We start from the raw sequence: 25,907 nt of genomic DNA on the forward strand, positions 1-25,907 counted from the left end.
CGCTCACGCGTCAACCACCGTCATCGGATCGCCGCGCAGGGCGGCCGGAATGTTCGCATCGAACCACGCCGCCACCGGGGCGAGCGCAGGATGGTTGAGGTCGCGCTCCAGATAGCCCCACACACGCGGGCATAGCCCGGGATAGCGCGGCTTGCCGTCGCGCTTCCACAGCCGCGTGAAGATACCGACGATCTTCGCGTTCCGCTGCGCGCCGAGCACATGATAGGCATCGAAAAAGCGCTGATCCGCCCCCGTGATCCGCCGATAGCGGTCGAGCAAGGCTGCCTCCAGCTCGGGATGCACGTCGCGCCGCGCATCCTGCAGCAGCGAGACGAGATCATAGGCCGCATGCCCCGCGAGCGCGTCCTGGAAATCGAGCAGGCCGAGCGTCTCGCTGCCCTCGATCAGCATGATGTTCTCGGCATGATAGTCGCGCAGCACCGTCACCGCCGGGCCGTCCAGCGCCGGCGCCAGCACCGCATCCCACACCGCGACATAGCCGTCGACATCGACATCCAGCCCGACCGCCGGGCAATACCATTCCGTCAGCAACGCCGCCTCGCGCTGATAGACGTCGCGGTCATATGGCGCGACCTCTGCCGCACCATGATCGCGCAGCCGGATCAGCAGGTCGACCGCCTCCTCGTACAACCGCAGCTCGCTTTCGGGCGCGGCATCGACCGTCTCGCGCATTCGCGCGTCGCCAAAATCCTGCAGCAGCACGAGACCCTCGGTGAGGTCCTCGCCATGAATCACCGGCGCCGCGAAGCCGCGGCCGGTAAGCCAGCGCGCGATGCCGATGAATGGGCGCGGATCCTCGTGCGGCGGTGGCGCATCCATCAGGATCGCCGTCCGCCCGGGCGCCTGCACGCGGAAATAGCGGCGGAACGAGGCGTCGCCGGCGAGCGGCAGGATTTCGCCGTCGCCCCAGCCGAGATCGTCGAGGAATTTCTGCGCCGCGGCGGGCGGATTCATGTCAGGGGCCATCGGTCCCTCCATGCCGCCGGCACTATCGCTGTCAAGCCGCGCGCGCCGTCCGGCTCGATCGTCAGGGTCAGCCACAGCGCATCGGCCCACCAGCTTTCGGGCAACCGCTCCGGCCATTCCACCAACAACAGCGAATCGGACCGCGCATCGTCCAGCCCCAGTTCCTCCGCCTCGTCCGGATCGTCGATTCGATAGAGATCGACATGGAGCACCGGGAAACGCACCTCGGGCGGCGCATAGGGCTGAACGATCGCGAAGCTCGGCGAAGGCGCCTCTTCCTCCAGCCCCAAAGCTGCAAGAAGCCCGCGCGCGATGCTGGTCTTGCCCGCGCCCAATTGCCCCGACATTGCGATCACGTCGCCTGGCCGCGCGACACTCGCCAGCCGCGCGCCCAGCGCCTCGCTCGCCGCCGCATCCGCCAGCCGGATCATCCGCGCGGCAGCTCCACCACCACCATCGTCCCCTCGCCCGGTTCCGACACCAGCTGGATCGTCCCGCCATGCGCCTCGACGAACTGCTTGGCGAGCGGCAGGCCAAGTCCGAGCGCGCGGTCGCCATCACGGCTGATGCCAGGCTGGACGAAACGCTCGAACGCCTTGGCGGCCAGCCCCTTGGCCATGCCCGGCCCGTCGTCGGAGACCACGATTCGAGCTCGCTTCGCACCGCCATCGACATGCAGCAGCACGCGCCCCGCCTCGGGGGTTCCGGCCACGGCATGGCGCAGCAGATGCTCGACCGTCTGGCGAATCCGCCGCGCATCGCCCTTCACCGTGCCGGCGCTGCCATCCACCTCGACCGCCAGCTCGATCCGCTTGGCCTGCGCGAGCGGCAAGACCGATTCGGCGGCGGCGTGGGCGGTCAGTTCGAGATCGACGGACGCCCGCGCCAGCGCGCCGCCTTCGCGGGTCAGATCGAGCACGTCGTCGATCAGATCGCCGAGCCGTGCGACCGACGCCAGGATCGCCTCGGAATATTCGACTGCGCTTTCCGGCAGTTCGCCAGCATAGCCGGCGTGCAGCATCTCGGCGAAGCCCTTGATCGAGGTCAGCGGCGTGCGCAGCTCATAGCTCATATTGGCGACGAACGCGGTCTTGACCTTGTCTGCCGCCTCCAGCGCCTCGTTGCGTTCGCGCAACGCCGCCTCGCTGCGGCGGCGGTCGGAAATGTCGAGCATCGTGAACAGCGCATTGCCATCGGGCAACGGCACCGCGGCGACCTCGAAATGGCGCCCGTCGGCAAACTCGATCGTCGCGCCGCGTTGCTGCCGCTCGACCGTCGCCGCGCGCACGAGCTCGGCGATCAGCGTCGCGCGGCCCGGATTGGCGAGCCGCGGGCCCGCCGCCTTGGCCAGCGCATCGACGCGCGGATGGCTGGTGACGAACGCCTCGTCGAATCCCCAGAGCTGGCGGAAACGGTTGTTCCACAGCTGCAGTTTGCCGTCCGCCGCGAACACGCCGAGCGCCTCGAACAGATTGTCGAACGTCGCGGTGCGCACGCGCAGCAGCGTGTCGCGTGCGCTGGCGAGCTGAACCTGCTCGGTCAGATCCTCGAAGATCACCAGCAGCCCGCCCTCGGGCAGCGGTTGCGCGACGACGCGCAGATGGGTGCCGCCGGGCAGCGTCCAATTCTCCTCGGTCGCGGCATCGGCGGCGCGAAACCAGTCGCGCCGCTCCGCTTTCCAGCCCGGGAAGTCGCGCACCACCGGCAGGCGATTCGCCTCGCGCATGCGCTCGAGCACGCGGTCGAACTCGGGCCGGTCGGCCAGCCACTCGGCGCGCATCTCGAACATGCGCGTGAAGGGCTGGTTGCAGAAGATCAGGCTGCGATCGGCGGCGAATTGCGCCACGCCCGCCGACAGCCGGTCGAGCATGGCGCGTTGCGCCTCGCCCGCGCGCTTGATCCCAACGCGGGCCTGCTCGAGTTCCTCGACATCGACCGCGAAGCCCGCGACGCCGCCGGTCGGCAACGGGACGTCATGGATGTGCAGCATCCGCCGCGCGCCGCCGATCGTCGCGGGCAGCTTGACCATGCGCGGCCGCCCCGCCTCGCGCGCCGCCATGGCGCTGGCGAGCGGCCCGCCCGGCGCCGACGCGTCGACCAGCTCCAGCCCCGAATCGACCACGCTCTCGGCATCCTTGCCGTTGACCGCGGCGACATAGGCGTTGTTGACCATCGCCAGCTTGAAGCTGCCGTCGCGGTACCACATCGGCATCGGCGCGGACTGGATCAGGCCGGTGAGCGACTGGAACGCCTCGCGATATTTCGCCGCCTCGCCCGACAGCCGGGTGACTTCTTCCTGCGATTCGGTGGCGTCGAAGAACCATACCACGACCCCGCCCGGCGCGCGGATGCTGTCGGGCGCACGCTGGCCGATCGCGAGCAATGTGCGCGCCGATCCCTTCGACCGCACGATCGTGCGGAACGGCCGCGCCGCCTTTTGCGCGGCGGCGATGTCCTGCTCGAGCACACGGCCCTCGGCCTTGTCGAACACGGCTTCGTTGCCGACGATCTCGTCGAGCTGCTGCGGCAATGTGTCGAAGCCGAGCAGGTCGGCGAGCCGCTCGGGCAGTTCGACCCGCCCATCGGCGCGCACGACCATCGCCACCGCCGGGCTTTGCTCGGCCAGCGCGGCCAGCCGGGCATGCGCCGCCAGTTCACGCCGTGCGCCGGCCCTCGCGCGCAGCCCGGCGAACAGCGCGGCCGCGGCGAGCGCGATCAGCAACGCCAGCACCGCGCCGGCGACCGTCATCGAAATCTGCGAAACCTGGATCACCCGCGGCCCTCAAGCTTGCAGAACGCATAGGGGGGCGGATCGGCCGCTGGCAAGCGCCGCCGCGCGGCTTGGGCGCGCTCGCGGCTGGCCGACACGAAAAAGGGGCCGGACGTTGGTCCGGCCCCTCGCTTTCGATCACGTCATTGCGTGCTTCAGAACACCTTGGCCTTGAAGCCGACGAAGAACGACCGGCCGACCGCGCTGATCGGATAGGCCACCGCCGCAACGTCCGGCTTGGTGTCGAACAGGTTGTTCACACCGGCATAGATGTCGAACTTATCGTCGACATTGTAGCTGATATAGGCCTCGTGCTCCCACTTCTCCTTGTACCAGATATACTGGCTGGCGACGTAGTCGGGGTTCGCCGCTTCCTGCTCGCGGGTCACGCGGCGGGTCTTGGCCCACCAGTTGACGCCATAGTTGAGCGTCAGCGGCCCCTTCTCCCAGGTCAGGTCGAAGGTCGCGCTGTACTTGGGCGACGGATAGAGCGCCGAATCCAGCTCGTTCTCGGCATCGGCGCCCGAGCTGGGCACGAACTGCAGCTTGTCGAGATAGTTGCCCTGCGCCCGCACGGTGAAGGTGCCGGCATTGGCGAACGGCTCGAAGCGATAGGTCAGCGAGACGTCGAGACCCGCGGTCTCATACGACGCCACATTCTCCGGAATGATCGTGAAGAAGCTGATGTAGCCGTTGGTCGAGCTGCGGCGGATCACCTGGCAGTAGATGTTGTTAAGATTGGGCTGATCGACGCACAGATCGACCACCGACTGCGCGGTCGAGTAGTTGATCGCCTGCTGGATTTTGATGTCGTACCAGTCGGCGGTGATCGACAGACCCGGGATGAAGCGCGGACGCACCACGGCGCCAGCGGTCCAGGTGCGCGCGGTTTCCTCCTGCAACGTCGGATTGCCGCCCTGGAAACCGAGCAGGCTGCTGTTCTGCGGCGAGGTGAAGTCATTCGCCGGGTTGAACGCGGCCCGTTGCGCCGGCGTCAGGCCTGCGGCCGTCAGCGCCGCGGTGCAGTTTGCCGCGCGATACTGAGTGCCTTCGGCGAGACGGTCGGGACCGCACGGATCGATGATGAACTCATAGGTGCCGCTACCGCCCGCGAACAGCTCGGTAATGTTCGGCGCGCGTACCGCCTCCGAATAGGTGCCGCGGAACATGAGGTCGCGAACCGGCGCCCAGCTGCCGTTGACGTTCCAGGTGTTGGTCTGGCCGATCGTCGAATAGTCCGACAGACGATAGGCGGCGCCGACCGACAGGCTCTCGGCGAACGGCATGTCCTTGAGCAACGGCAGGTTGATCTCGGCGAACACTTCCTTGACGTCGAAGCTGCCGCGATCGACGCGCGCCGGCGCGTTGTCCATCAGCACGCCGCGCAGGCTGACGTCCGACGGGATGTAGTGGCTGCTCTCGAAGCGATATTCGGCGCCGAGCGCGAAGCCGACCCCGCCGCCCGGCAGCTTGAAGAAGGATTCGGTATCCCCCGTCAGCACCGCCGACACGACATGCTGCTTGATCCGCGCCCAGTCGGTGTGATCGACCGTCACGAAATCGAGCGCCGCCTGCGACGGCGAGCCTTCGCCGAGGATGTTGAGCGGGACGCACTGGCCCGGTGCGAAGGTCACGGGAGCGCCGTTGAAGACGACGCCGTTACCAAAGCTCGAGCCATTGACGGTGGTCTGGCCGGGCAGGTTGATGCGGCAGGTGACCTGGCCGTTCGCCGGGTTCACCACCGCGTCGAGCGCCGCATAATAGCGGTCGGCGATACGGTCGTTGCGGTTGGTCGCCTCCTGCGTCGACTGGCCGAAGACATAGGACAGGTCGTATTTCAGGCCCGAACCCAGATCGCCGCGCGCGCCGACGACCGTGCGAAACAGCTCGCGCTGCATCTCGTAGCGGCGGATGCCGAAGTCGAAATGGTCGCGGCTGAAGATCGCGCCATTCGCCGATGCCGCAGCGCCATAGCGCTGGCGCAGATAGGCGTTGTCGGGGAACAGCTCGGTGTAGAAGTCATAGGTCGGCTGCGCGAAGGTGTACGCGGTCGAGCGGACATATTTGCCCTGCGCATAGATTTCGAGCGCGGGGCTGAACTCGAACTTACCCATCAGATTGGCGATATGGCGCCGGCTGTAGGGCAGGAAGTCGCCATAATAGCTCTCGCGCGGCGTGCTCGAGCCGCCGACGGTGAAGGCCGAACCGGGCACATAGGTGCCGAGGTCGTAGATGCCGCCCTCACCGGTGCGGTCGGGCGTGAAGTCGCCATCGAGATCGACCGCGCCGCCCGGCGAGCTGTCCGCCCAGCGCAGGTCGGTGTACAGAATGCGGTCGGGCACGTTGGGATTGTCGGTCGCGCTGCCCGGCGCGCCGTCGGCGCGGTTGCGTGCGAACGCGTAGGACGGGCCGGTCAGGCCATAGTTCAGGCGATCGCGCTGGCTGAAGCGGTCAGTCTCCTGAAACTCATAGGCTGCCGTGACATTGCCGCGCCCGTCGGCGAAGTTCTTGCCCCAGGTCACCGCGATGAAGCGCGAGCCCGCGTCGCCGCGCTGGGCAATGTTGGCCTGGCCGCGCAGGCGCAAGCCGTCGAAATCGTCCTTGAGGATGAAGTTGACCACGCCGGTCACGCCGTCCGCACCGTAAACGGCCGAGGCGCCGCCGGTGAGGATGTCGATGCTCTGCACCAGATCCGACGGGATCGTGTTGACGTCGACCGCGGCGATACCGGGATAGCCCGCGACGTGGCGGCGGCCGTCGACCAGCACCAGCGTGCGCTGCGTGCCGAGGTTGCGCAGATCGAGCAGGTTCACGCCGACATTCTGCGCGTTGCTGAGGTTCGAACCGGCCACGTCGAGGTTGCTCTGCGAGCCGAGCAGCGCGGGCGTGTCGATCAGGAATTCGGTGAGGTTGGTCTTGCCCGATTGCTCGACGGCTTCGGTGGTAATCACCTGGACCGGATTGGGCATCGACAATTCGGGGCGGCCGATGCGCGAACCGGTGACGATGATGACTTCATCGTCTTCAGCTGCGGCGGCGGTTGCGGGTGTGTCCTGCGCCATCGCCGGCGTGGAGAGCGCTGCCAGCGCGATCGAATTCAGCGACGCAGCGAGAAGAAAGCTCTTGCGCGAGCCGGGACGAGATAGACGCATTACGGGTTCCCTTTTGTGTTCCCTCCCCCACCCAACAGATATGTTGTCCCCGCCTTTAGTTGCGCCCGATACGTCCTGCTTCGCAACCCATATTGGTCAATTTTGTTACGGTGTTGCCGTCCTGCAACAGCAACGTTCTGGAAACGCAACGAAAAAGGGCGCGTCCGTTGCCGGACGCGCCCCGATTACGTTACGGCAGGGCCGTAAAATCAGTAACGATAGTGATCAGGCTTGAACGGCCCCTCGACCGGCACGCCGATATAATCGGCCTGCTTCTTGGTCAGCGTGGTCAGCTTGACGCCGAGCTTTTCGAGGTGAAGCGCCGCAACCTTCTCGTCGAGATGCTTGGGCAGAACGTACACGTCGTTCTTGTACTTGTCGGCGCCGGTCCACAGCTCGAGCTGCGCGAGGACCTGGTTGGTGAAGCTCGACGACATCACGAACGACGGGTGGCCGGTCGCGTTGCCGAGGTTCACCAGACGGCCCTTCGACAGCACGATGATCTTCTTGCCGTCGGGGAACTCGACCTCGTCGACCTGCGGCTTGATCTCGGTCCACTTCATGTTGGCCAGGCCGGCGATCTCGATCTCGCTGTCGAAATGGCCGATGTTCGAGACGATCGCCATGTTCTTCATCGCGCGCATGTGATCGACGGTCAGCACGGCTTCGTTGCCGGTCGCGGTGACGAAGATGTCGGCGCGAGTCGCCGCCTCTTCCATCGTCACGACCTCATAGCCCTCCATCGCCGCCTGCAGCGCGCAGATCGGGTCGATCTCGGTCACCAGCACGCGTGCGCCGCCGTTGCGCAGCGACGCGGCCGAGCCCTTGCCGACATCGCCGAAGCCGGCGACGACCGCGACCTTGCCGGCCAGCATCACGTCGGTGGCGCGGCGGATCGCGTCGACCAGCGATTCCTTGCAGCCATAGAGGTTGTCGAACTTCGACTTGGTGACGCTGTCGTTCACGTTGATCGCCGGGAAGGGCAGCTTGCCCTTCTTGGACAGCTCGTACAGACGATGCACGCCGGTGGTGGTCTCTTCCGACACGCCCTTGATCGTCTGGACGGTCTTGGTGAGGTAACCCGGACGCTCGGCGAGGAAGCGGGTCAGCGTCGCGACGAAGATCTCTTCCTCTTCGTTCGACGGGGTGAACAGTTCTTCACCCGCCTCGACGCGCGCGCCCCACAGCGCGAACATGGTGGCATCGCCACCGTCGTCGAGGATCATGTTGCAGGTCTGGTCCTGACCCCAGTCGAAGATGCGGATGACGTAATCCCAATATTCTTCCAGCGTCTCGCCCTTGACGGCGAACACCGGGATGCCCGCCTGCGCGATCGCGGCGGCGGCATGGTCCTGGGTCGAATAGATGTTGCAGGTCGCCCAGCGCAGTTCGGCGCCGAGTTCCTTGAGCGTCTCGATCAGCACCGCGGTCTGGATCGTCATGTGCAGCGAGCCGGTGATGCGCGCGCCCTTGAGCGGCTTGCTCGCGCCGAATTCCTCGCGCAGCGCCATCAGGCCCGGCATTTCGGTCTCGGCGATCTCGATTTCCTTGCGGCCGAACGCAGCGAGCGAGAGGTCCTTGATGACGTAGTCGGTCTTTTCGAGCACGGTGGCCACGACTTGTTCTCCGGATGTGGGTCTTCGCGCCGGGAAGCCCGGCGACATGACGCGCCCCTAGCGGATCAGTCGGACCTTCGCAATCCAAATATAAAGATATCTTTATATCGCGTCCGGAAGGCCGTCAGGCGCCGGGTTGCCGCGGCGCTTCAGCCGCGCCGGCAGGTCGATCCACGCGCGGACGCTGTGCGGCTGTTCGACACCGGCGAGGCCGACATCGGGCCACTCGTCCTTTGCCGGAAACCATGCAGTTCCGAACAGCCGGTCCCACAATGTCGTGCACGCGCCGAAATTCTTGTCGAAGTGATGCTCGTCGAGGCTGTGGTGGATGCGGTGGAAGCGGTTGTCGACGATCAGCGCGCGCAGCGGGCCGATGTCGAGTCGTGCCGGCGAATGAATGTACGACGCCTGCAGGTGAAGCACCACGACCACCGCCGGAATGCTGTAACTCGCCTCCACCGCGATCAGGCTGGCGGGCACGAGCAGGAACAGCATCTGGAACAGCGGCTCGCTGATATGATGATAGGCGTTGACCGCATTGAGCTCGCGGATCGAGTGATGCACCGCGTGATAGCGCCACAGCCAGCGGTGCTGCGCGCGGTGGAACCAGTAGAAGAAGAAGTCGTAGATAAATGCGGCCAGCACCGGCGCCACGATCGCCCCGGTCCAGTTCGCCCACGGGCCCATCTCGGGTACGAGCACGGCAAGGTTGAGCGGCGCGATGCCGATCATCGCCCACAGGCTGCGATAGGCGGCATGCGCCAGCAGCATCACCGGAATCCACAACGACCAGAAGATCAGTCCCGGCAGCCGCCCACGCAGCGAATGGCGCTCGCGCGGCAGCAGCAGCTCGATCGCGGTCATCGACGCAAAGCCGAGCGCCCAGGGCGCGAGCAATTGCGGCAGTGTTTCGGTCAGGCGGGCGAGGCTGTCCATGCTGCCCTCATGCCGCGCAACCCGGTTCCAAAAGGTTAAACCCCGCGCGGTCCCGCCATGTTGACCGTGGACTTTTCGCGTTCGGCCTGATCCACCTTGCGCTTCAACGCGTTAACGGGGGACTTCACGATGCGGAAACAGCTTCTGGCGCTCGGCGCAGCCATCCTTGTGTCGAGCTGCGGTGGCGGCGAAGGCGGTAACGCCACCGCAGACGACGACGGCGCTGCGGCGGGCGCGGACTTCCCTGATCAATATGCCGGCACCTGGGCCGCCGATTGCGCGAGTCCGTTCGCCAAGTTCGAGGACGGCGGCGTCACCCTCTATCCCGTCACCAAGCCCTATCCGCTCAAGGAAGCCAAGGTCGAAGGATCGAACCTGCTGGTCAGCTATACCAGCCCCGATGTGCCCGGCACGGTCACCGAGACCTATGCGATCGAAGGCGATACGCTTCGTCTGACGACGAGCGCGGTCGACGGCAAGGTGGCGGCGACGTGGACCAAGAAGCCGATGCAGAAGTGTAGCTGAACCGGTTGCGGCACCGGCCCGCTCCCCCACCCGGCCACCCACGAGCGTAAACTGATTGGGTGGCCGGGTGAGGGAGCGGGCGGAGCAGCCTCGTTCGGCTTGCCGAACCAAAAAAGCGCCGTCAGGCGGTGCCGCCGCCGACGCCCAGCATCCTCGGATCGATCCCCGCGGCCTCGAACCCGCGCTCCCAGCGCCGGTCGACTTGCGTGTCATAAATGATCCCCGGGTCGCCAGGCACATTGAACCAGCCGTGCCGCGTCATCTCCTCGTCGAGCTGCTCCTCGCCCCAGCCGGCATAGCCGAGCGCGACCAGCCAGCGCGACGGCCCCTTCCCTTCGGCGATCGCGCGCAGCACGTCGATCGTGCCCGACAGCGCCCATTTGCCGGCGACGTCGATCGTGTCCTGCCCGCCCCAGTCGGTCGAATGCAGCACGAAGCCGCGGCGCGGTTCGACCGGCCCGCCGAAATGCACCGGCGCGTCCGGCGCATCGCCGGGATCGATCTCGAATTGCTGCAACAGCTCGTGCAGGCCAAGCCCCGCGATGGTCGCGCCGACACCGATGCCGAGCGCGCCCTGCCCGTCATGCGCACACATCGCGATAACGGCGCGCTCGAACCGCGGGTCGCCGATCCCCGGCATGGCCAGCAGGATCTGGCCGGTAAGGTACGCTTGAGACTCCATATCGTCGCAAAACATACTGCCAGCCGTTCGGCTCCGCCACGCTTGAAAAAGCCGGGGATCGTGCCAAGTGGGGGCGATCCCGCATGTTGCGGCCAACAGGAGACGAGCATGACCATCCAAGTCGGCGATCGCGTGCCCAGCGCGACCTTCATCAAGGCCACCGAGAACGGCCCAGAGCCGGTCAGCTCCGACGAATTTTTCGCGGGCCGCAAGGTCGCGCTCTTTTCGGTGCCCGGCGCCTTCACCCCGACCTGCTCGGCGCGCCACCTGCCCGGCTATGTCGAGAAGGCCGACGAGCTCAAGGCCAAGGGCGTGGACGAGATCGCCTGCACCGCGGTCAACGATGCGTTCGTGATGGGCGCATGGGGCAAGAGCGCCGAGGCGGACAATGTGACGATGCTCTCTGACGGCAACGGCGCCTTCGCCAAGGCGGTCGGTCTCGATTTCGACGGCAGCAAGTTCGGCATGGGCACGCGCGGCCAGCGTTACTCGATGCTGGTCAATGACGGCGTGGTCGAGCAGCTTCACGTCGAAGCCCCCGGTGAGTTCAAGGTCAGCTCCGCCGAACATCTGATCGAGAATCTCTGATCGTCTTATGCTTTCGGTCGTTCGCCGGTTTCGCGTTGACGCAGGAACCGGCGGGCGATGAAGCTGTTGTCTTCCATGCAAGGGAGACTTGAGATGATGGACGAAACCACCCCACCCGCCACCGCGACCGAACAGGAGGCATCGCTGCTCGATCAGGCGCGCGATGCACTGAGCGATGCGGGCGATGCGATCCGTGACGCGGTCGACGGCGTCGTCGATGCCGCCAAGGAACATCCGGCCGCAGCTGCCGCCATCGCGGCGGGCGCGGCTGCCGCAGTCGCGGGCGCCGCCTATGGCATCAGCAAACTGCGCGAGAAGGACACCGCGGACAGCTGACCGGCACGGCGCGCGGGTTGCGGCCCGCGCGCCGCCCGGCTGCCATCGTGTTGCCACGGACCGGTCTTGCCAACGTCATGTTGCGGCATTAGCCGTCCAAGATGACAACAGCAGAACAAATCGTCGCCGACCTGGATCGGCTCTACACCGCGTCCGTCACCCGTCTTCAGGACGCGCTCACGCTCTATCTCACCGAAGGTACCGCGCCCGATCCGGCGCGCCGCAAGGACGGCAGCTTCGCCTATCCCGAGATCCGCGTCGCCTATCGCAACGAAGTCGACCGCCCCACCCCGGCCCGCTCGTTCGGCCGGCTGGTCACGCCGGGCGACTATTCGATCAGCGTCACCAAGCCCGCGGTCTTCGCGGCCTATCTCATCGAACAGCTCACGCTGCTGATCGAGGACTATGACGTCGAGGTCAGCGCCGTTCCCGGGCGGCAGGAAATCCCCTTCCCCTATGTCCTCGACCCGGGCCACGCCGCGCGCATGGACGAGGTGTCGACACTCGAGCTCGCCCGCCACTTCCCGGCGACCGAGCTCGCGCATATCGGCGACGAGATTGCCGATGGCACCTGGATCGGCCTCGACGGCACGCGCCCGCTGGCGCTGTTCGACGGGCTGCGCACCGATTTCAGCCTGGCGCGGCTTCGCCACTATACCGGCACGCCCACCGAACACGTCCAGCAATATATCCTGTTCACCAACTATCACCGTTATGTGGACGAGTTCGTGCGCTGGGCGTCGGAGCAGGTCGGCCCGGACGAGAGCGGCGAGCCGCGCCGCTTCACCGGCGTCTCCGGCCCCGGCGGCATCATGTACAAGTCCGGCGACGATCCCGAGATGCTGCTGACCGACAGCGCCTGGCGGCGGCACCAGATGCCCGCCTGGCATCTGATGGCCGAGGACGGCACCGGTATCACGCTGGTCAATATCGGCGTCGGCCCGTCGAACGCGAAGACGATCACCGACCACCTCGCGGTGCTGCGCCCCGAAGCGTGGCTGATGATCGGCCATTGCGGCGGCCTGCGCCCCAGCCAGCGCATCGGCGACTATGTGCTCGCGCACGCCTATCTGCGCGACGACCATGTCCTCGACGACGTGCTGCCGCCGGAAATCCCGGTTCCGGCGATCGCCGAGGTACAACAGGCGCTCGCCCGCGCCGCGGAGACCGTGTCCGGCCAGACCGGCGAGGAACTCAAGCGCCGGCTGCGCACGGGCACGATCGTCACCACCGACGACCGCAACTGGGAGCTGCGCTTCTCGCGCTCGGCGCTACGCTTCTCGCTCAGCCGCGCGGTCGGCGTGGATATGGAAAGCGCCACGCTCGCCGCGCAGGGTTATCGCTTCCGCGTCCCCTACGGCACCTTGCTGTGCGTCTCGGACAAGCCGCTGCACGGCGAGCTCAAGCTGCCGGGTCAGGCCAACCGCTTCTACGAGCGCGCGATCGCCGAGCATCTCAAGATCGGCATCGAAGCCTGCGAGGAGCTGCGCCGGGAAGGCGCCAAGCTCCATTCGCGCAAGCTGCGCGCGTTCAACGAACCGCCGTTCCGTTGATACGGATCGGCGCGAACGCTTTTGTTTGACTGGGGAAACCGATTCGCGTCAGGTTGGTTACAGACACGAAACCAACGGAGTATCGTGATGGCCAAGGCCCCGACCAAGCCGAAGACCAAGGCAGCCGGCACCCCCGCTGCCGATGCCGCACCTGCCAAGCCGAAGAAGCCGGCCGCCGCCAAATCGGCCGCGCCCAAGGCACCTGCCGCGAAGAAGCCCGCAGCAAAGGCCAAGGCTGCGAAGCCGAAGACGGTTGCGGCCCCGGCGCCTGCGGAAGTGAAGACCGAAACCGCGCCCAAGCCTGCGGCACCGGCGAAGAAGCCCGCAGCAAAGAAGCCGGCGGCGCCGAAGGCCGAGCCGAAGCCCGCCGCTGAAAAGGCCCCGCCCCCGCGCCGCAAGGCCGCCACGCGCAAGGCCCCTGCCGCAGCGCCCGCCAAGCCACGTGCGGCGACTCGCAAGCCCGCCGCGAGCCGCGCGCGCGCTGCCGCCAGCACCGCCGCCGCGAAAGTGACGAGCGCGGCGCAGACTGCAGCCCAGACCGTCGCCGAGTCCGCACCCGCGCAGTTCGTCGCCGACAAGCGCGAGCAGATGGGTGACCGCAACTTCTTCGCGTCGGTGATCGGCGGCGTGGCTGCGATCGGCGCCGCGGTGGCCGGGATCTTCATCGCGCTTCAAAAGGGCGAAGGCGGACCGACCGACACGCCGGCGTCGAAGCCCAAAAAGCCGGGCAGCTAACGCCTGCCCTGACCTGAATCGAAAGGGCCGCGGCGATCCCTCGCCGCGGCCCTTTTCACGTCACCAGCCGGTCGGCTTTCCCTTGTTCTGCTCGTCGAGCCACGCCTTCAAGGGCGCGAAATATTCGACCAGCGCGGCGCCGGACATCTCGCGGCTGCCGGTGAACGCCTCCAGCGCGTCGGGCCAGGGCTTGGACGCGCCCATCTTTAGCATCGCGTCCAGCTTCGCGCCGACTTCCTTGTTGCCATAGAAGGAACAGCGGTGCAGCGGCCCCTTCCACCCGGCCTGGTCGCACGCCGCCTTGTAGAACTGGAACTGCAGCAACCGCGCGAGGAAGTAGCGCGTGTACGGCACGTTCGCCGGAATATGGTATTTCGCGCCGGGATCGAACTTGGTCTCGTCGCGCTTCACCGGCGGCGTGATGCCCTGATATTGCAGCCGTAGCGCGTCCCATGCGCCCTGATAGCCGTCCGGGCGGATGCCGCCCGAGAACACGCCCCAGCGCCATTTGTCGATCAGCAGGCCGAACGGCAGGAACGCGACCTTGTCCATCGCCTGACGCAGCAGCAGCCCGGTGTCCTTGTCCGCGCTCGGCACCTTGCTCTGCTCGAGCAGGTTGATCGAGACGAGGTAATCGGGCGTGATCGACAGCGCGACGAAATCGCCGATCGCCTCGTGGAAGCCGTCATTGGCGCCGGTGCGGTAGATCAGCGGCTGCTTGTTGTAGGCGCGCTGATAATAATTGTGGCCGAGCTCGTGATGGATCGTGGTGAAGTCGTCGCCATTGACCTTGATGCACATCTTGATGCGCAGGTCCTCGATATTGTCGAGGTTCCACGCCGAGGCATGGCACTGCACCTCGCGGTCGGCAGGCTTCACGAACAGCGAGCGCTTCCAGAAGGTCTCCGGCATCGGCGCGAGGCCGAGCGAGGAGTAAAACCCCTCACCCGCCTTCACCATCTGGATCGCGTCATACTTCTTCGCGACCAGCAGTTCGCCGACATCGAAACCGAGGTCGCCCGCGCCCTTGGGCGCGACGACGTCATAGATGTTGCCCCATTCCTGCGCCCACATGTTGCCGAGCAGGTCCGCGCGGATCGGCCCGGTCTTGGCCTGCACCGCGTCGCCATATTTCTCGTTGAGCTTCCAGCGAACATAGGTGTGCAGCGATTCGTAGAGCGGCTTCACCTCGTTCCACAATTTGTCGGTGAGCTTGGCGAACTCCTCGGGCGGCATGTCGTAGTTCGACCGCCACATCGCCCCGGTATCCTTGAAGCCGAGCTCGCGCGCGCCTTCGTTGAGCAACCCTGCGGCGCGCTGATAGTCCGTCCGCTGCGGCGCGCCGACATTGTCATGCCAGCTGGTCCACATCTCCTTGAGTTCGGCCGGGTTGCGGTTGATCCCCATCGCCGCTTCGATGTCGCTGCCGCTGATCGGCTGGCCTTTCAGCGTGCCCTTGCCGGTGCCGTACACGGTCTGCATGTCGGTCTGCAGCTTCGACAGCGTGGTTGCGGCGCCCGCGCGAGTCGGCGCGGGCGAGGTGATGCCGCTGCGCAGGATGTCGAGCTGGCGGCGGGTGTCGGGGGAGAGGCCCTTCACCTTGTCATATTTCGCCGCCTCGAGCGCGAAGCGGACCGACATTTCGGTGCCCTCGGCCTGGCTCTTCGAGACAAGCGCCGACGTGTCGTCGTTGATATAGGTCGCGTAGAGCCACTGGATGCGGGCGTCATCGACCGAGAACGCCTCCAGCTCCTGCGTCGCGCGTTTCAGAAATTCATCGGCGGCGGCCGGCGTCGCGGCGCCCGCCGCGGTTGCCGCCTTCTTCTCCTGCGCCACTGCCGGACCAGCCAGCAGCAGGGCGAGCGCCATCGTCGAAATACCCGTGCGGATCATCAAACCCTCGATTGTGTCGGTTTTTGTGGATGGCCGCAGACTGCGCCCGCCCACCCGGCGGGTCAAGCGGTCAGAAATGTTACGATCGCATCGCCCAGCTCGGGCCGTGTCACCGCGCTCATGTGATTGCCGGGAATCTCGACGAAGCGCGCATCGGGCAGCATCGCCGCCAGCCCCTCGAACGAGCCGACCTCGTCATCCGCCTCGCCGCCAACCACGAGCACCGGCACCTCGACCTTCGCCACGTCCGCCTCCGGCGTATCGACAAAGGTATCGAGAATGCCGAGCAGCGCGACCGGATCGCCCTTGGTCGTCTTGAGGAATGCCTGCGACATGAATTCCGGATCGCCATGCTTGAAGCTGCCGAACCCGGTCAGCACGCGACGAAAGAAGCCCGCGCGCCGCCCGGTATCGGTCACCCCCTCGTCCCCCAGCCCCGACAGCACCGCGCGGCGTGGGGCGGGCGCGATACCGCGCGCCAGCACACGCATCGTCGTCCGCGCGCCGAGCGAATAGCCGCCCAGATCATAGTCGGTCAGCGCCAGATGTGCGATCAGCGCCTCGGCATCCATCGCCAGCGCGTCGGGAGGATATGCTGCCGGTTCGTGCGGCCTCGTGCTGCGGCCATGCGCGCGAAGATCGGGCATGATCACGCGGAAACCGGCCGCGGCAAGCTTGTCCGCAGTGCCATATTTGATCCAGTTCGTGTCCGCGTCCGAAAAATAGCCGTGGATCAGCACCACTGGCCGCCCATCGCCGGTTTCGCGCCAGGCTAGACTCTCGCCGTCGAAGCTCTTGAAGGTCTGCACGTCCATTCCCCGCAGATGCAGCAGTTCGGCACCGGACGAAAGGGCTGCGTGCACATCCTGCAACCCTGCCTTCGAAAAATTCACTTCATAGCTATGGTAATATATAAGCATGCTTATTATAACGTGAGACATGAGTGAACCGATCGGCTATCTGATTACCGATGTATCGCGGTTGATCCGCCGCGAATTCGGTGCGCGTGCGCGGCAGATCGGCGTGACGAGCGCGCAATTGCGGACGCTCAGCTTGCTGAAGCGCGAGCCGGGCTGCAATCAGGGCCAGATCGCCGACATTCTTGAAGTCGAGCCGATCACCGTCGGCCGCATGATCGACCGGCTGGAAGAAGCCGGGCTGGTGGAGCGGCGGCGCGATCCGGCCGACCGCCGCGTCTGGCGGATACATCTCACCGACGCTGCGCAACCGCTGATCGTCCAGCTTCGCGAAATTGGCGACGCACTGACCGAGCACGCGTTGACGGGGCTCGGGTCTGCCGATCGCGAGGCGCTCGACGCCATGCTCGCACGCATTCGCACGAATCTTTTGACCGACAATATCAACGAGGCCGCCAATGGCTGACGCCGACCCCAAATTCGATCCCGCGATCGCGATCGACGCCACCGAGGTGCTGCGCAAGCGGCGCTGGCTGCGCCCGTTGCTGATGTTCGGCGTGCCAGTGCTGCTGATCGCTGCGGCAGCAGCATGGTGGTCGATGTCGGGCGGTACGGTCTCGACCGACAACGCCTATGTCCAGCAGGAAAAGGTGTCGATCGGCGCCGATGTCGCCGGCCGCATCGTCGAAGTCACCGTTCGGGAGAATCAGCCGGTGAAGGCCGGCGATGTGCTGTTCCGCATCGATCCCGAACCCTATCGCATCGCGCTGGCGCAGGCCGACGCCGCGATTGCCAGCGCGCAGGTGCAGGTCACGACGCTTCAGGCGAGCTATGCTGGCACCGGCGCCGACATTCAGGCGGCGCGCGACACGATCGCCTCCGCGCAGGAGGATTTCGACCGGCAGCAGGCGCTGATGCGGCGCGGCTTCACCACCCGCGCGCGGTTCGATCAGGCCAAGCATTCGGTCGAGCAGGCCCGTGCCACCTTCCAGCGCGCGGTCGCCGACTCCGCCGAAGCCCGCTCGAAATTGTCGAGCGGATCGGCCGTGCCAGGCGTCAATCCCGCGATCGCCGCCGCGCGGGCGCAGCGCGAGAAGGCGTTGCTCGACCTCAGCCGCACCACGCGCCGCGCGCCGGTCGGCGGCATCGTCAGCCAGTCGGATCGGCTGCAGGTCGGCCAGATGATGATGTCCGGGCTGCCGGCGTTGACGATCGTGCGGTCGGGCGGATCGTGGATCGAAGCCAATTTCAAGGAAACCGATCTCGACAAGATGCGCGTCGGCCAGACGGCCACGGTCGAGTTCGACGCCTATCCCGACCTCAAGCTCAAGGGCCATGTCGCGTCGATCGGCGCGGGAACCGGCAGCGAGTTCGCCATCCTTCCCGCGCAGAACGCCAACGGCAACTGGGTCAAGGTGACTCAGCGCATCCCGGTGCGCATTGCGATCGACGACCAAAGCCCGCGCCGGCTGATCGCCGGACTCACCGCCGAAGTCACGGTCCACACCGGCAAGTAACATGGCCAGCGCTGCCGCCTCATCCGCCGGCCCTTCCGCCGCGCCGTCGTCCGGCACGGCGGCGCTGCCCGTGCGCAACAAGGGGTTGCTCACTTTCGGCGTGATGCTGGCGACGATCATGCAGATCCTCGACGGGACGATCGCCAACGTCGCGCTGCCGCATATGCAGACATCGCTCGGCGGCACCGCAGACACCATCACCTGGGTGCTGACGAGCTATATCGTGGCGTCCGCCATCGCCATTCCGGTCACCGGCTGGATCTCCGAACGTATCGGCTCTCGCAACCTCTTTCTCCTCTCGGTCGCGGGTTTCATCATCGCATCGGCGCTGTGCGGCGCGGCGCAAAATCTCACTGAAATGGTCGCGTTTCGCGTCCTGCAGGGGATCGCCGCAGCGTTCATGAACCCACTCAGCCAGACCGTGTTGCTCGACATCAACGCGCCCCGGGATCAGCCGCGCGCCATGGCGATCTGGGGGATGGGCGTGATGATCGGGCCCATCCTGGGGCCGGTGCTGGGCGGCTGGCTGACCGAGAATTTCGACTGGCGCTGGGTGTTCTACGTCAACTTGCCGCTCGGCGTGATCTGCCTCGCAATCATGTGGTGGCTGCTGCCCAGCCGACCGCTTCGCAGACGCGGTTTCGACCTGTTCGGCTTCTCGCTGCTCGCGATCGGCATCGGCGCGCTACAGTTGATGCTCGACCGCGGCCAGGGCGAGGACTGGTTCAGCTCGGCGGAAATCTGGATCGAGACGCTGATCGCGGTGATCGCGCTGTGGATGTTCGTCATGCACATGGCGACCGGCAAGAACCCGATGTTCGAACGCAGCCTGTGGCACAACCGCAACCTCGTCACTGCGCTGTTCTTCATGCCGGTTCTGGGGCTGGTGATGATGGCGACGATGGCACTGCTGCCGCCGATGCTGCAGTCGCTCTACGGCTATCCGGTGATCGACACTGGCCTGCTGCTGATGCCGCGCGGGATCGGTGTGATGATCACCATGTTCGTGTCGTCGCGGCTGGTCGCGCACGGTGTCGATCCGCGCCTGCCGGTCGGGCTCGGCTTCCTGCTCGTCGCCTGGTCGCTCTACGACATGACGCAGTGGACGCTGGCGATGGACATATGGCCGGTTGTCCTCTCGGGCTTCATCCAGGGACTCGGCATGGGCCTTGTCTTCATGCCGCTCAACGGCATCGCCTTCGCCACCTTGCCCGCCAACCAGCGGACCGAGGCGGCGAGCCTGACCAATTTGTCGCGCAACATCGGCTCCTCGATCGGCATCTCTCTGGTGACCACGGTGCTCGCGCGCGGCATGCAGACCAGCCACGCCGACCTCGCGCAACGGGTCACGCCCGAACGCCTCCAGACGCTCGACCCGGGCCTGCTCGCCAATCTCGGCGGCTCGACCGATACCGTTCTGGCCGTGGTCAACGCCGAAGTGACGCGGCAATCGATGATGATCGCCTATCTCAACGACTTCAAGGCGATGATGATCGTTACCGCCTGCGCAATTCCGCTCGTGGTGCTGCTGCGAAAGCCGAAGGGGCCGGTCGAAAACGATCCCGCCGCGGCAGGTCACTGATGCGCCGGACAGCGGAGGCTTGCCTCCCCTCCGATCAATCGCCATCTCGTCCGGCATGACAGATTCACCGACCGGACAAGCGATCCAGCTCGAACCGCTGGTGACACGCGTGCTGGCGGCCAACCCGTCGCCCTTCACCTATACCGGCACCGAGACTTATCTCGTCGGCACCACCGATGTCGCGGTGATCGATCCCGGTCCCGACCTGCCCGAGCATGTCGATGCGCTGTTCGACATCATCGCCGGCCGGCCGGTCGTCGCGATCTTGTGCACGCACACCCATCGCGACCACAGCCCCGCCAGCCGCGCGCTCAAGGCCGCGACCGGCGCGCCCATCATCGGCTGCGCCCCGCTGGCGCTCAACGATGACGGCCCGCGCGCCGACGCAGCGTTCGACCGCGACTATGCGCCAGACCGGGTGCTGCTCGACGGCGAGCAGCTGCGCGGCGAAGGCTGGACGATCACCGCGGTGGCGACGCCGGGCCACACGTCCAATCACCTCTGCTTCGCACTGGAGGAGAGCGGCGCGCTGTTCACTGGCGATCATGTCATGGGCTGGTCGACCAGCGTGGTCGCGCCGCCCGATGGCGACATGGGCGCCTATATGGCCAGCCTCGACAAGCTCCATGCCCGTAGCGACCGCGTCTATTATCCGGCGCATGGCGATCCGGTCGACAAGCCGCAGCGCTTCGTGCGCGGTCTGATGGGCCACCGCAAGCAGCGGGAGGGGCAAATCTTGCGCCTGCTCGACAGCCAGATCGGCGAGATTCCGGCGATGGTTGAGAAGATGTATGTCGGGCTCGACCCCCGCCTGACCGGCGCGGCGGGCCGCTCGGTGCTCGCGCATCTGATTGACCTGCGCAATCGCGGCCTCGCGCGCACCGAGGGCGAGGCCTGGGTCAGGGCGGCGTGACGCCCGGTACCTTGCGCGCACTGCTCGCCGCCGCCGCGCTGGCCATCGTCGTCCTCGCCGGATGGGCCGCGTGGGACCGTTTTGCCGAGAACCGGCTCGAAACGCTGCCCGAGGATGGCGGCTCGCCGGTCACCCAGATCGTCACCGCGCGCCTCAGCGGCGCCAGCGCGCTCAAGGTCGCCGAGCTGACCGGCACGGTGCAGGCCACCGCGTCCGACACGCGTGGACTCGGCATGCTGCGCAGCGACCAGACGGTGAAGATGCCTTATTCGGTCGGCTATTTCGTCGATCTCTCGAAGCTCGGCGCCGGCGATCTCGAATGGAACGGCGCGACGAAGACGCTGATCGTCGACGCGCCCGACATCGCCCCTGCCCCCGCCAACACCGACGAAGGCCGCCGCACGCTGATCGAGACCAGCGGCGTGCTGGTGACGCGCAAGGCGGCCGAGACGCTCAGCCAGCGCACCTCGGCGCGCGCGACCGCCGTCGCCGAACGCGAGGCGAAAAGCCCCGAGCGGATGGCACAGGCGCGCGAGCATGGCCGCAGCGCCATCGCCCGCCTGCTCGCCCAGCCATTGACCGCCGCCGGTCTCGGTGATGTGCGCCTGATCGTCACCTTCCCGCCGGAACGTACCGCTCGAACCCGCGAACAATGGGACGTCTCGCGCTCGCCCGAACAGGTGATGAAGGACCGCGCGGCACGCGAAAAGAACTAGTCGAGATCGTAACGAAATGTGGTAAATCGGTCCGTCGAAACAGCGGGGGCTGATCACATGGCGACTCTGGCACCGGCGCAATCGAAGCTCGCGCCCGACACCAAATTCTTCCTGACGATGGCGATCGTCTTCGCGGCGATCAACGTCGCGGCGTTCTCCTTCTTCGCGCTGATGGGCATCTCCAGCTTCGGCGCGCCGCTCTATGTGCACGTTCACGCCTTCACCTTTTTCGGCTGGGTGGTGATCTACGTCACGCAGAACGCGCTGGTCGCAACCGGATCGACTGCGCTGCACCGCAAGCTCGGCTGGTTCGCCGCCGCCTATACGATCTTCATGGTGATCGTCGGCACGTTGACGACGGTTCACAACGTCCAGCGCGGGATGGTGCCGCCGCTGTTCGAGCCAGCCCATTTCCTGATTATGAACCCGCTCAACGTGTTCTGCTTCGCGATGCTCGTGCTGGCCGGTGTCGCGGTGCGCGCGAATACCGGCTGGCATCGCCGGCTCATCTATTGCGGCATGGCGTCGATCATGGGGCCAGCGTTCGGGCGGCTGCTCCCGCCCCCGCTGCAACTCAGCGGAGGCATGACACTGATCTTCGGCATCCTCGCGGGATTCATGCTGATCGGCGTGGTGCGCGACCGTATCACGCACGGCAGAATTCATCCCGCCTGGTGGGTTGGGCTTTCCGTGCTGACCATGCAATGGCTGGTGGGAGAACCTATCGCGCGGACTTCGTTCGGGCTCTCGCTCTATCAGGGCGTGGTCGACGGCACAGCGGGCGCCGCGAAGCCGCCCTATGAAAAGGCGCCCTTCCCCGGTTGAACCGCGGCGCGGACAAGGCCATGTGGGACCAAAGAACGAGGGTCCCAGTATGAACGCTCCCACCAGCCTCAACGGCGTCGATGTCCGCGCCGAGATCGACCGCTTGCGCAAGGAGCGCAACGCGGTGATCCTGGCGCATTACTATCAGAAGCCGGAGATTCAGGACCTCGCCGATTTCGTAGGCGACAGCCTCGAACTCTCGCGCAAGGCCGCCGAGACCGATGCCGAGGTCATCGCCTTCTGCGGCGTGCGCTTTATGGCCGAAACCGCGAAGATCCTGTCGCCGCAGAAGATCGTGGTGCTGCCCGACATGAACGCCGGGTGCAGCCTCGAGGACAGCTGCCCGCCGCAGCAATTCGCCGCCTTCCGCGCGCAGCATCCCGATCACATCGCGCTGACCTACATCAACTGTTCGGTCGAGGTGAAGGCGCTGTCCGACATCATCGTCACCAGCTCGTCGGCCGAGAAGATCCTGAGCCAGATCCCCAAGGACCAGAAGATCATCTTCGGCCCCGACAAGCATCTCGGCGGCTACATCAACCGCAAGATGGGCCGCGACATGCTGCTCTGGCCGGGCGTGTGCATCGTGCACGAGGCGTTCAGCGAGACCGAGCTGCTCAAGCTCAAGGCGCTGCACCCCGGCGCGCCCGTCGCCGCGCACCCCGAATGCCCGCCGCACGTGCTGGATCATGCCGACTATGTCGGTTCGACCAGCGGCATCCTGGCCTATGCCAAGGACTTCGAAGGCGACACGATGATCGTCGCGACCGAGCCGCACATCATCCACCAGATGGAAAAGGCGGTCCCCGAAAAGACCTTCATCGGCGCGCCCGGCGCGGACGGCAACTGCAACTGCAACATCTGCCCGTACATGGCGCTGAACACGCTGGAGAAGCTCTACGTCGCGCTACGCGACCTCGAACCGCGGATCGAGATCGAGGAGGAAATCCGCTTGAAGGCGAAGAAGAGCCTCGACCGTATGCTGGCGATGGCGAGCGGGACGGTGGGATTGGGCGATTTGGGACCGCTCAGGGTTACGGGCGACTGACGCTCCGCAGCCTCGCTCAGGAGATTTTCCGGAAAAACAGCATCGGCCAGATTTCCCGCGTCGATCCAGGATGAAAGCCGTTTTCGCCCTCCCATTCGCGCGGATTGCGGAACGTGCCGAAGATCATGTCGGGCAGCGGGATGTCGCCATAGTTATAGGCGTGCACCCCGCGCTGATGGTGGATCATGTGGCTTTCCGGCCGCTGCACGATGTATCCAAGCCAGTGCGGCGTGCGGATGTTGAGATGCTGGAACATCCCCGGGATGGTCGTCACCACCGCCACGACCAGCGTGGCCGCCGGCGTCAGTCCCACGATGCCCACGAGGCACAGCGACGCGAGCAGCGCCCAGCCGAGCATGTCGATCGGATGGAAATAATAGGCGCCCCAGATGTCCACGCGTTCGGCGGCATGGTGCATCTGGTGCGTCACGCGCCATAGCGGGTCCCAGCTATGCATCGCACGGTGCCAGAAATAGATGGCGAACTCGACGACGAAGAACCCGATGACGATCTGCGCGATGAAGGGCAGCTTGCTCGCGTTGAACAGCTGGTGACTGCCCAACCACGCGTCCCACAGAAACGGCGCGAAGGTCGCGATGGCGAAGTACAGGATGAACGACAGGACGCCCATCAGGCGCCAGAATCGGACATCCGGAAACGCGCGACGCCGCGCGATCATCTCGATCGCCGCGAAGACCAGAAAGAACGCGATCACGATATAGTGAAAAACGGTCATCGACTTGCCCCCCAAAAGCAGCCGGTCGATGGCGACAGTATCGCGATTTAGCGCTGCGATCCAGCGCGGCGGCGATCAGACGATCGTCCCGCGCAAAAGGGGCGACGGCCTGCGTCGCCCCCGATCCACCGTCAGCGCGTCAGCTTCTTATACGCCAACCGCGTAGGCCGGTCCGCCGCATCGCCCAGACGGCGCCTTTTGTCCTCTTCATACGCCTCGAAGTTCCCCTCGAACCATTCGACATGGCTATCCCCCTCGAACGCCAGAATGTGCGTCGCAAGGCGGTCGAGGAAGAAGCGGTCATGGCTGATCACCACCGCGCAGCCGGCGAAATTCTCGATCGCCTCTTCCAGAGCACCCAGCGTCTCGACGTCGAGGTCGTTGGTCGGTTCGTCGAGCAACAGCACGTTGCCGCCCTTTTTGAGCATCTTGGCGATGTTCACGCGGTTGCGTTCACCACCCGACAGCTTGCCGACATTCTTCTGCTGATCCTGCCCCTTGAAGTTGAACGCGCCGACATAAGCGCGCGTCGACTGGTCGAAGCCGTTGATCTTCATATAGTCGAGCCCGTCCGAGATCTCTTCCCAAACGTTCTTCGACGCGTCGAGGTGATCGCGGCTCTGGTCGACATAGCCGAGACGAACCGTGGTCCCCATCTCGATCGTGCCGCTGTCGGGCGTCTCCTGCCCGGTGATCAGCTTGAACAAGGTCGACTTGCCCGCGCCGTTCGGCCCGATCACCCCGACGATGCCGCCGGCCGGCAGCGTGAAGGACAGATTCTCGAACAGCAATTTGTCGCCATAGGCCTTCGAGACATTCTCGACCTCGATCACCTTGCCGCCGAGGCGCTCGGGCACCTGGATGACGATCTGCGCGCCGGTCGGCTTGCGGTTTTCCTGGCTCGCGACGAGCTGGTCGAACTTGGCGATACGCGCCTTCGACTTGGTCTGGCGGCCCTTGGTGCCGGCGCGGATCCACTCGAGCTCGTCCTTGATCGCCTTCTGGCGGCCGGTCGCCTCGCGGTCCTCCTGCTCGAGCCGCTTGGCCTTCTTCTCGAGATAGGTCGAGTAATTGCCCTCGTAGGGGAAATACTTCCCGCGATCGAGCTCGAGGATCCACTCCACCACATTGTCGAGGAAATAGCGGTCATGGGTGATCATCAGCACCGCGCCGGCATATTCCTTGAGGTGGTTTTCGAGCCATTTGACGCTCTCCGCGTCGAGATGGTTGGTCGGCTCGTCGAGCAGCAGGATCGAAGGCTTCTGGATCAGCAGCCGCGTCAGCGCCACGCGGCGCTTTTCACCACCCGACAGGTTCGCGACCTCCCAGTCGCCCGGCGGGCAACGCAGCGCTTCCATCGCGATTTCGAGCTGGTTGTCGAGGCTCCACCCGTCGACCGCGTCGATCTTGGTCTGGAGCTCGCCCATCTCCTCCATCAGCGCGTCAAAATCAGTGTCGTCCTGGGGATCGCCCATTTCGGCCGAGATCGCGTTGAAGCGCTCGACCAGATCGGCGGTCTCGCGCGCGCCATCCTTGACGTTCTCCAGCACGTTCTTGCTCGGATCGAGCTGCGGCTCCTGCTCCAGATAGCCGACCGTGATGTTCTCGCCGGGCCATGCCTCGCCGCTGAAATCCTTGTCGATGCCGGCCATGATCTTGATCAGCGTCGACTTGCCGGCGCCGTTGGGGCCGACGATGCCGATCTTGGCACCCTGATAGAATTGCAGATTGATGTTGCTCAGCACCGGCTTGGGCGCGCCGGGGAAGGTCTTGGTCATGTCCTTCATCACGAAGGCGTATTGGGCGGCCACGATGCGGTCTCCAGTCTCGAAATCAGATGCGTCAGGATTTGGCCGGGCATGTAGCGAGCGCCTCGCCGA

23 protein-coding genes are annotated in these 25,907 nt (G+C 65.8%); 12 read left to right on the plus strand and 11 right to left on the minus strand.

The features are described from left to right. Window positions 1-3: 3 nt before the first annotated feature. From M9978_RS01990 to M9978_RS02015, 6 genes are all read right to left on the minus strand, one after another. Window positions 4-987, minus strand: a complete 984-nt coding sequence (locus M9978_RS01990; protein WP_254291167.1) for an aminoglycoside phosphotransferase family protein — start codon at window positions 985-987, stop codon at window positions 4-6. Continuing rightward, on the minus strand, window positions 972-1,418 hold the full coding sequence (tsaE, locus tag M9978_RS01995) for a tRNA (adenosine(37)-N6)-threonylcarbamoyltransferase complex ATPase subunit type 1 TsaE (RefSeq protein WP_254291168.1): 447 nt from the start codon (window positions 1,416-1,418) through the stop codon (window positions 972-974). The genes M9978_RS01990 and tsaE overlap by 16 nt, the downstream gene beginning before the upstream one ends. Then, window positions 1,415-3,736 (minus strand): sensor histidine kinase, encoded by a 2,322-nt coding sequence (locus M9978_RS02000; RefSeq protein ID WP_254291307.1) that lies wholly within the window; start codon window positions 3,734-3,736, stop codon window positions 1,415-1,417. Before M9978_RS02000 ends, tsaE begins: the two co-directional genes overlap by 4 nt. Window positions 3,737-3,912: 176 nt before the next feature. Beyond that, entirely contained in the window at window positions 3,913-6,909 is a 2,997-nt protein-coding gene (locus M9978_RS02005) for a TonB-dependent receptor plug domain-containing protein (RefSeq protein ID WP_254291169.1), read from the minus strand. A 209-nt stretch (window positions 6,910-7,118) separates the two neighbouring features. Next, a complete protein-coding gene (ahcY, locus tag M9978_RS02010; protein WP_254291170.1) occupies window positions 7,119-8,525 on the minus strand; it encodes an adenosylhomocysteinase in 1,407 nt (468 codons plus the stop codon). Window positions 8,526-8,627: 102 nt separating this feature from the next. Then, window positions 8,628-9,461 carry a sterol desaturase family protein gene (locus M9978_RS02015; RefSeq protein WP_254291171.1) on the minus strand — a complete coding sequence of 278 codons (834 nt, stop codon included), beginning with the start codon at window positions 9,459-9,461 and terminating at the stop codon, window positions 8,628-8,630. Between the two features lie 129 nt (window positions 9,462-9,590). Here M9978_RS02015 and M9978_RS02020 point away from each other — a divergent pair, with 129 nt between their 5' ends. Beyond that, window positions 9,591-9,986 (plus strand): hypothetical protein, encoded by a 396-nt coding sequence (locus M9978_RS02020; RefSeq protein ID WP_254291172.1) that lies wholly within the window; start codon window positions 9,591-9,593, stop codon window positions 9,984-9,986. A 121-nt stretch (window positions 9,987-10,107) separates the two neighbouring features. Here the strand turns inward: M9978_RS02020 and M9978_RS02025 are convergent, their stop codons facing one another. Next, on the minus strand, window positions 10,108-10,668 hold the full coding sequence (locus M9978_RS02025) for a YqgE/AlgH family protein (protein WP_254291173.1): 561 nt from the start codon (window positions 10,666-10,668) through the stop codon (window positions 10,108-10,110). Window positions 10,669-10,776: 108 nt separating this feature from the next. Between M9978_RS02025 and M9978_RS02030 the strand changes: the two genes are divergently transcribed. The 4 genes from M9978_RS02030 (at window position 10,777) to M9978_RS02045 (ending at window position 13,880) form a co-directional block, all read left to right on the plus strand. Then, window positions 10,777-11,256, plus strand: coding sequence for a peroxiredoxin (locus tag M9978_RS02030; RefSeq protein ID WP_254291174.1), 480 nt, complete (start codon window positions 10,777-10,779; stop codon window positions 11,254-11,256). Between the two features lie 96 nt (window positions 11,257-11,352). Next, window positions 11,353-11,592, plus strand: coding sequence for a hypothetical protein (locus tag M9978_RS02035; RefSeq protein ID WP_254291175.1), 240 nt, complete (start codon window positions 11,353-11,355; stop codon window positions 11,590-11,592). 101 nt (window positions 11,593-11,693) lie between these two features. Continuing rightward, entirely contained in the window at window positions 11,694-13,145 is a 1,452-nt protein-coding gene (locus tag M9978_RS02040; protein WP_254291176.1) for an AMP nucleosidase, read from the plus strand. A gap of 87 nt (window positions 13,146-13,232) precedes the next feature. Beyond that, complete coding sequence (locus M9978_RS02045; RefSeq protein ID WP_254291177.1) at window positions 13,233-13,880, plus strand: hypothetical protein; 648 nt, start codon at window positions 13,233-13,235, stop codon at window positions 13,878-13,880. Between the two features lie 60 nt (window positions 13,881-13,940). Here the strand turns inward: M9978_RS02045 and M9978_RS02050 are convergent, their stop codons facing one another. Continuing rightward, window positions 13,941-15,773 (minus strand): M2 family metallopeptidase, encoded by a 1,833-nt coding sequence (locus M9978_RS02050; protein ID WP_254291178.1) that lies wholly within the window; start codon window positions 15,771-15,773, stop codon window positions 13,941-13,943. Between the two features lie 62 nt (window positions 15,774-15,835). After that, window positions 15,836-16,588 carry an alpha/beta fold hydrolase gene (locus M9978_RS02055; RefSeq protein WP_254291179.1) on the minus strand — a complete coding sequence of 251 codons (753 nt, stop codon included), beginning with the start codon at window positions 16,586-16,588 and terminating at the stop codon, window positions 15,836-15,838. A 124-nt stretch (window positions 16,589-16,712) separates the two neighbouring features. Between M9978_RS02055 and M9978_RS02060 the strand changes: the two genes are divergently transcribed. Genes M9978_RS02060 through nadA form a run of 7 tightly spaced genes read left to right on the plus strand, consistent with a single transcriptional unit; the run spans window position 16,713 to window position 23,291 of the window. Then, window positions 16,713-17,156: a MarR family winged helix-turn-helix transcriptional regulator gene (locus M9978_RS02060; RefSeq protein WP_254291180.1), complete on the plus strand. Its 444-nt coding sequence runs from the start codon at window positions 16,713-16,715 to the stop codon at window positions 17,154-17,156. Beyond that, a complete protein-coding gene (locus M9978_RS02065) occupies window positions 17,149-18,207 on the plus strand; it encodes an HlyD family secretion protein (RefSeq protein ID WP_254291181.1) in 1,059 nt (352 codons plus the stop codon). The genes M9978_RS02060 and M9978_RS02065 overlap by 8 nt, the downstream gene beginning before the upstream one ends. A 1-nt stretch (window position 18,208) precedes the next feature. Further along, the gene (locus tag M9978_RS02070) at window positions 18,209-19,789 is read left to right on the plus strand and encodes a DHA2 family efflux MFS transporter permease subunit (protein ID WP_254291182.1); all 1,581 of its coding nucleotides are present in this window, start codon (window positions 18,209-18,211) and stop codon (window positions 19,787-19,789) included. 55 nt (window positions 19,790-19,844) lie between these two features. Further along, entirely contained in the window at window positions 19,845-20,702 is an 858-nt protein-coding gene (locus M9978_RS02075) for an MBL fold metallo-hydrolase (protein WP_254291183.1), read from the plus strand. After that, the gene (locus M9978_RS02080; RefSeq protein ID WP_254291184.1) at window positions 20,699-21,418 is read left to right on the plus strand and encodes a DUF4230 domain-containing protein; all 720 of its coding nucleotides are present in this window, start codon (window positions 20,699-20,701) and stop codon (window positions 21,416-21,418) included. The genes M9978_RS02075 and M9978_RS02080 overlap by 4 nt, the downstream gene beginning before the upstream one ends. A gap of 57 nt (window positions 21,419-21,475) precedes the next feature. Beyond that, entirely contained in the window at window positions 21,476-22,243 is a 768-nt protein-coding gene (locus M9978_RS02085; protein WP_254291185.1) for a hypothetical protein, read from the plus strand. A 49-nt stretch (window positions 22,244-22,292) separates the two neighbouring features. Further along, window positions 22,293-23,291, plus strand: coding sequence for a quinolinate synthase NadA (gene nadA / locus M9978_RS02090; protein ID WP_254291186.1), 999 nt, complete (start codon window positions 22,293-22,295; stop codon window positions 23,289-23,291). Between the two features lie 16 nt (window positions 23,292-23,307). Here the strand turns inward: nadA and M9978_RS02095 are convergent, their stop codons facing one another. Both M9978_RS02095 and ettA read right to left on the minus strand, forming a co-directional pair. Beyond that, window positions 23,308-24,027 carry a sterol desaturase family protein gene (locus tag M9978_RS02095; protein ID WP_254291187.1) on the minus strand — a complete coding sequence of 240 codons (720 nt, stop codon included), beginning with the start codon at window positions 24,025-24,027 and terminating at the stop codon, window positions 23,308-23,310. A gap of 131 nt (window positions 24,028-24,158) precedes the next feature. Beyond that, entirely contained in the window at window positions 24,159-25,838 is a 1,680-nt protein-coding gene (ettA, locus tag M9978_RS02100) for an energy-dependent translational throttle protein EttA (RefSeq protein ID WP_254291188.1), read from the minus strand. Between the last annotated feature and the right edge of the window lie 69 nt (window positions 25,839-25,907).

Origin of the sequence: Sphingomonas tagetis, from assembly GCF_024211275.1 — a bacterium.
Lineage (GTDB): Bacteria > Pseudomonadota > Alphaproteobacteria > Sphingomonadales > Sphingomonadaceae > Sphingomonas > Sphingomonas tagetis.

Excerpts from the sequence above, each read along its gene's own strand:
- M9978_RS02005 (WP_254291169.1), bottom strand. The coding sequence starts at position 6,909 with ATGCGTCTATCTCGTCCCGGCTCGCGCAAGAGCTTTCTTCTCGCTGCG.
- M9978_RS02050 (WP_254291178.1), bottom strand. The coding sequence starts at position 15,773 with ATGATCCGCACGGGTATTTCGACGATGGCGCTCGCCCTGCTGCTGGCT.
- M9978_RS02070 (WP_254291182.1), top strand. The coding sequence starts at position 18,209 with ATGGCCAGCGCTGCCGCCTCATCCGCCGGCCCTTCCGCCGCGCCGTCG.
- M9978_RS02035 (WP_254291175.1), top strand. The coding sequence starts at position 11,353 with ATGGACGAAACCACCCCACCCGCCACCGCGACCGAACAGGAGGCATCG.
- M9978_RS02085 (WP_254291185.1), top strand. The coding sequence starts at position 21,476 with ATGGCGACTCTGGCACCGGCGCAATCGAAGCTCGCGCCCGACACCAAA.
- M9978_RS02075 (WP_254291183.1), top strand. The coding sequence starts at position 19,845 with ATGACAGATTCACCGACCGGACAAGCGATCCAGCTCGAACCGCTGGTG.
- M9978_RS02020 (WP_254291172.1), top strand. The coding sequence starts at position 9,591 with ATGCGGAAACAGCTTCTGGCGCTCGGCGCAGCCATCCTTGTGTCGAGC.
- M9978_RS02045 (WP_254291177.1), top strand. The coding sequence starts at position 13,233 with ATGGCCAAGGCCCCGACCAAGCCGAAGACCAAGGCAGCCGGCACCCCC.
- M9978_RS02025 (WP_254291173.1), bottom strand. The coding sequence starts at position 10,668 with ATGGAGTCTCAAGCGTACCTTACCGGCCAGATCCTGCTGGCCATGCCG.
- nadA (WP_254291186.1), top strand. The coding sequence starts at position 22,293 with ATGAACGCTCCCACCAGCCTCAACGGCGTCGATGTCCGCGCCGAGATC.
- M9978_RS02040 (WP_254291176.1), top strand. The coding sequence starts at position 11,694 with ATGACAACAGCAGAACAAATCGTCGCCGACCTGGATCGGCTCTACACC.
- M9978_RS02095 (WP_254291187.1), bottom strand. The coding sequence starts at position 24,027 with ATGACCGTTTTTCACTATATCGTGATCGCGTTCTTTCTGGTCTTCGCG.
- tsaE (WP_254291168.1), bottom strand. The coding sequence starts at position 1,418 with ATGATCCGGCTGGCGGATGCGGCGGCGAGCGAGGCGCTGGGCGCGCGG.
- M9978_RS02065 (WP_254291181.1), top strand. The coding sequence starts at position 17,149 with ATGGCTGACGCCGACCCCAAATTCGATCCCGCGATCGCGATCGACGCC.
- M9978_RS02000 (WP_254291307.1), bottom strand. The coding sequence starts at position 3,736 with ATGACGGTCGCCGGCGCGGTGCTGGCGTTGCTGATCGCGCTCGCCGCG.
- M9978_RS02055 (WP_254291179.1), bottom strand. The coding sequence starts at position 16,588 with ATGGACGTGCAGACCTTCAAGAGCTTCGACGGCGAGAGTCTAGCCTGG.
- M9978_RS02030 (WP_254291174.1), top strand. The coding sequence starts at position 10,777 with ATGACCATCCAAGTCGGCGATCGCGTGCCCAGCGCGACCTTCATCAAG.
- M9978_RS01990 (WP_254291167.1), bottom strand. The coding sequence starts at position 987 with ATGGCCCCTGACATGAATCCGCCCGCCGCGGCGCAGAAATTCCTCGAC.
- M9978_RS02015 (WP_254291171.1), bottom strand. The coding sequence starts at position 9,461 with ATGGACAGCCTCGCCCGCCTGACCGAAACACTGCCGCAATTGCTCGCG.
- M9978_RS02060 (WP_254291180.1), top strand. The coding sequence starts at position 16,713 with ATGAGTGAACCGATCGGCTATCTGATTACCGATGTATCGCGGTTGATC.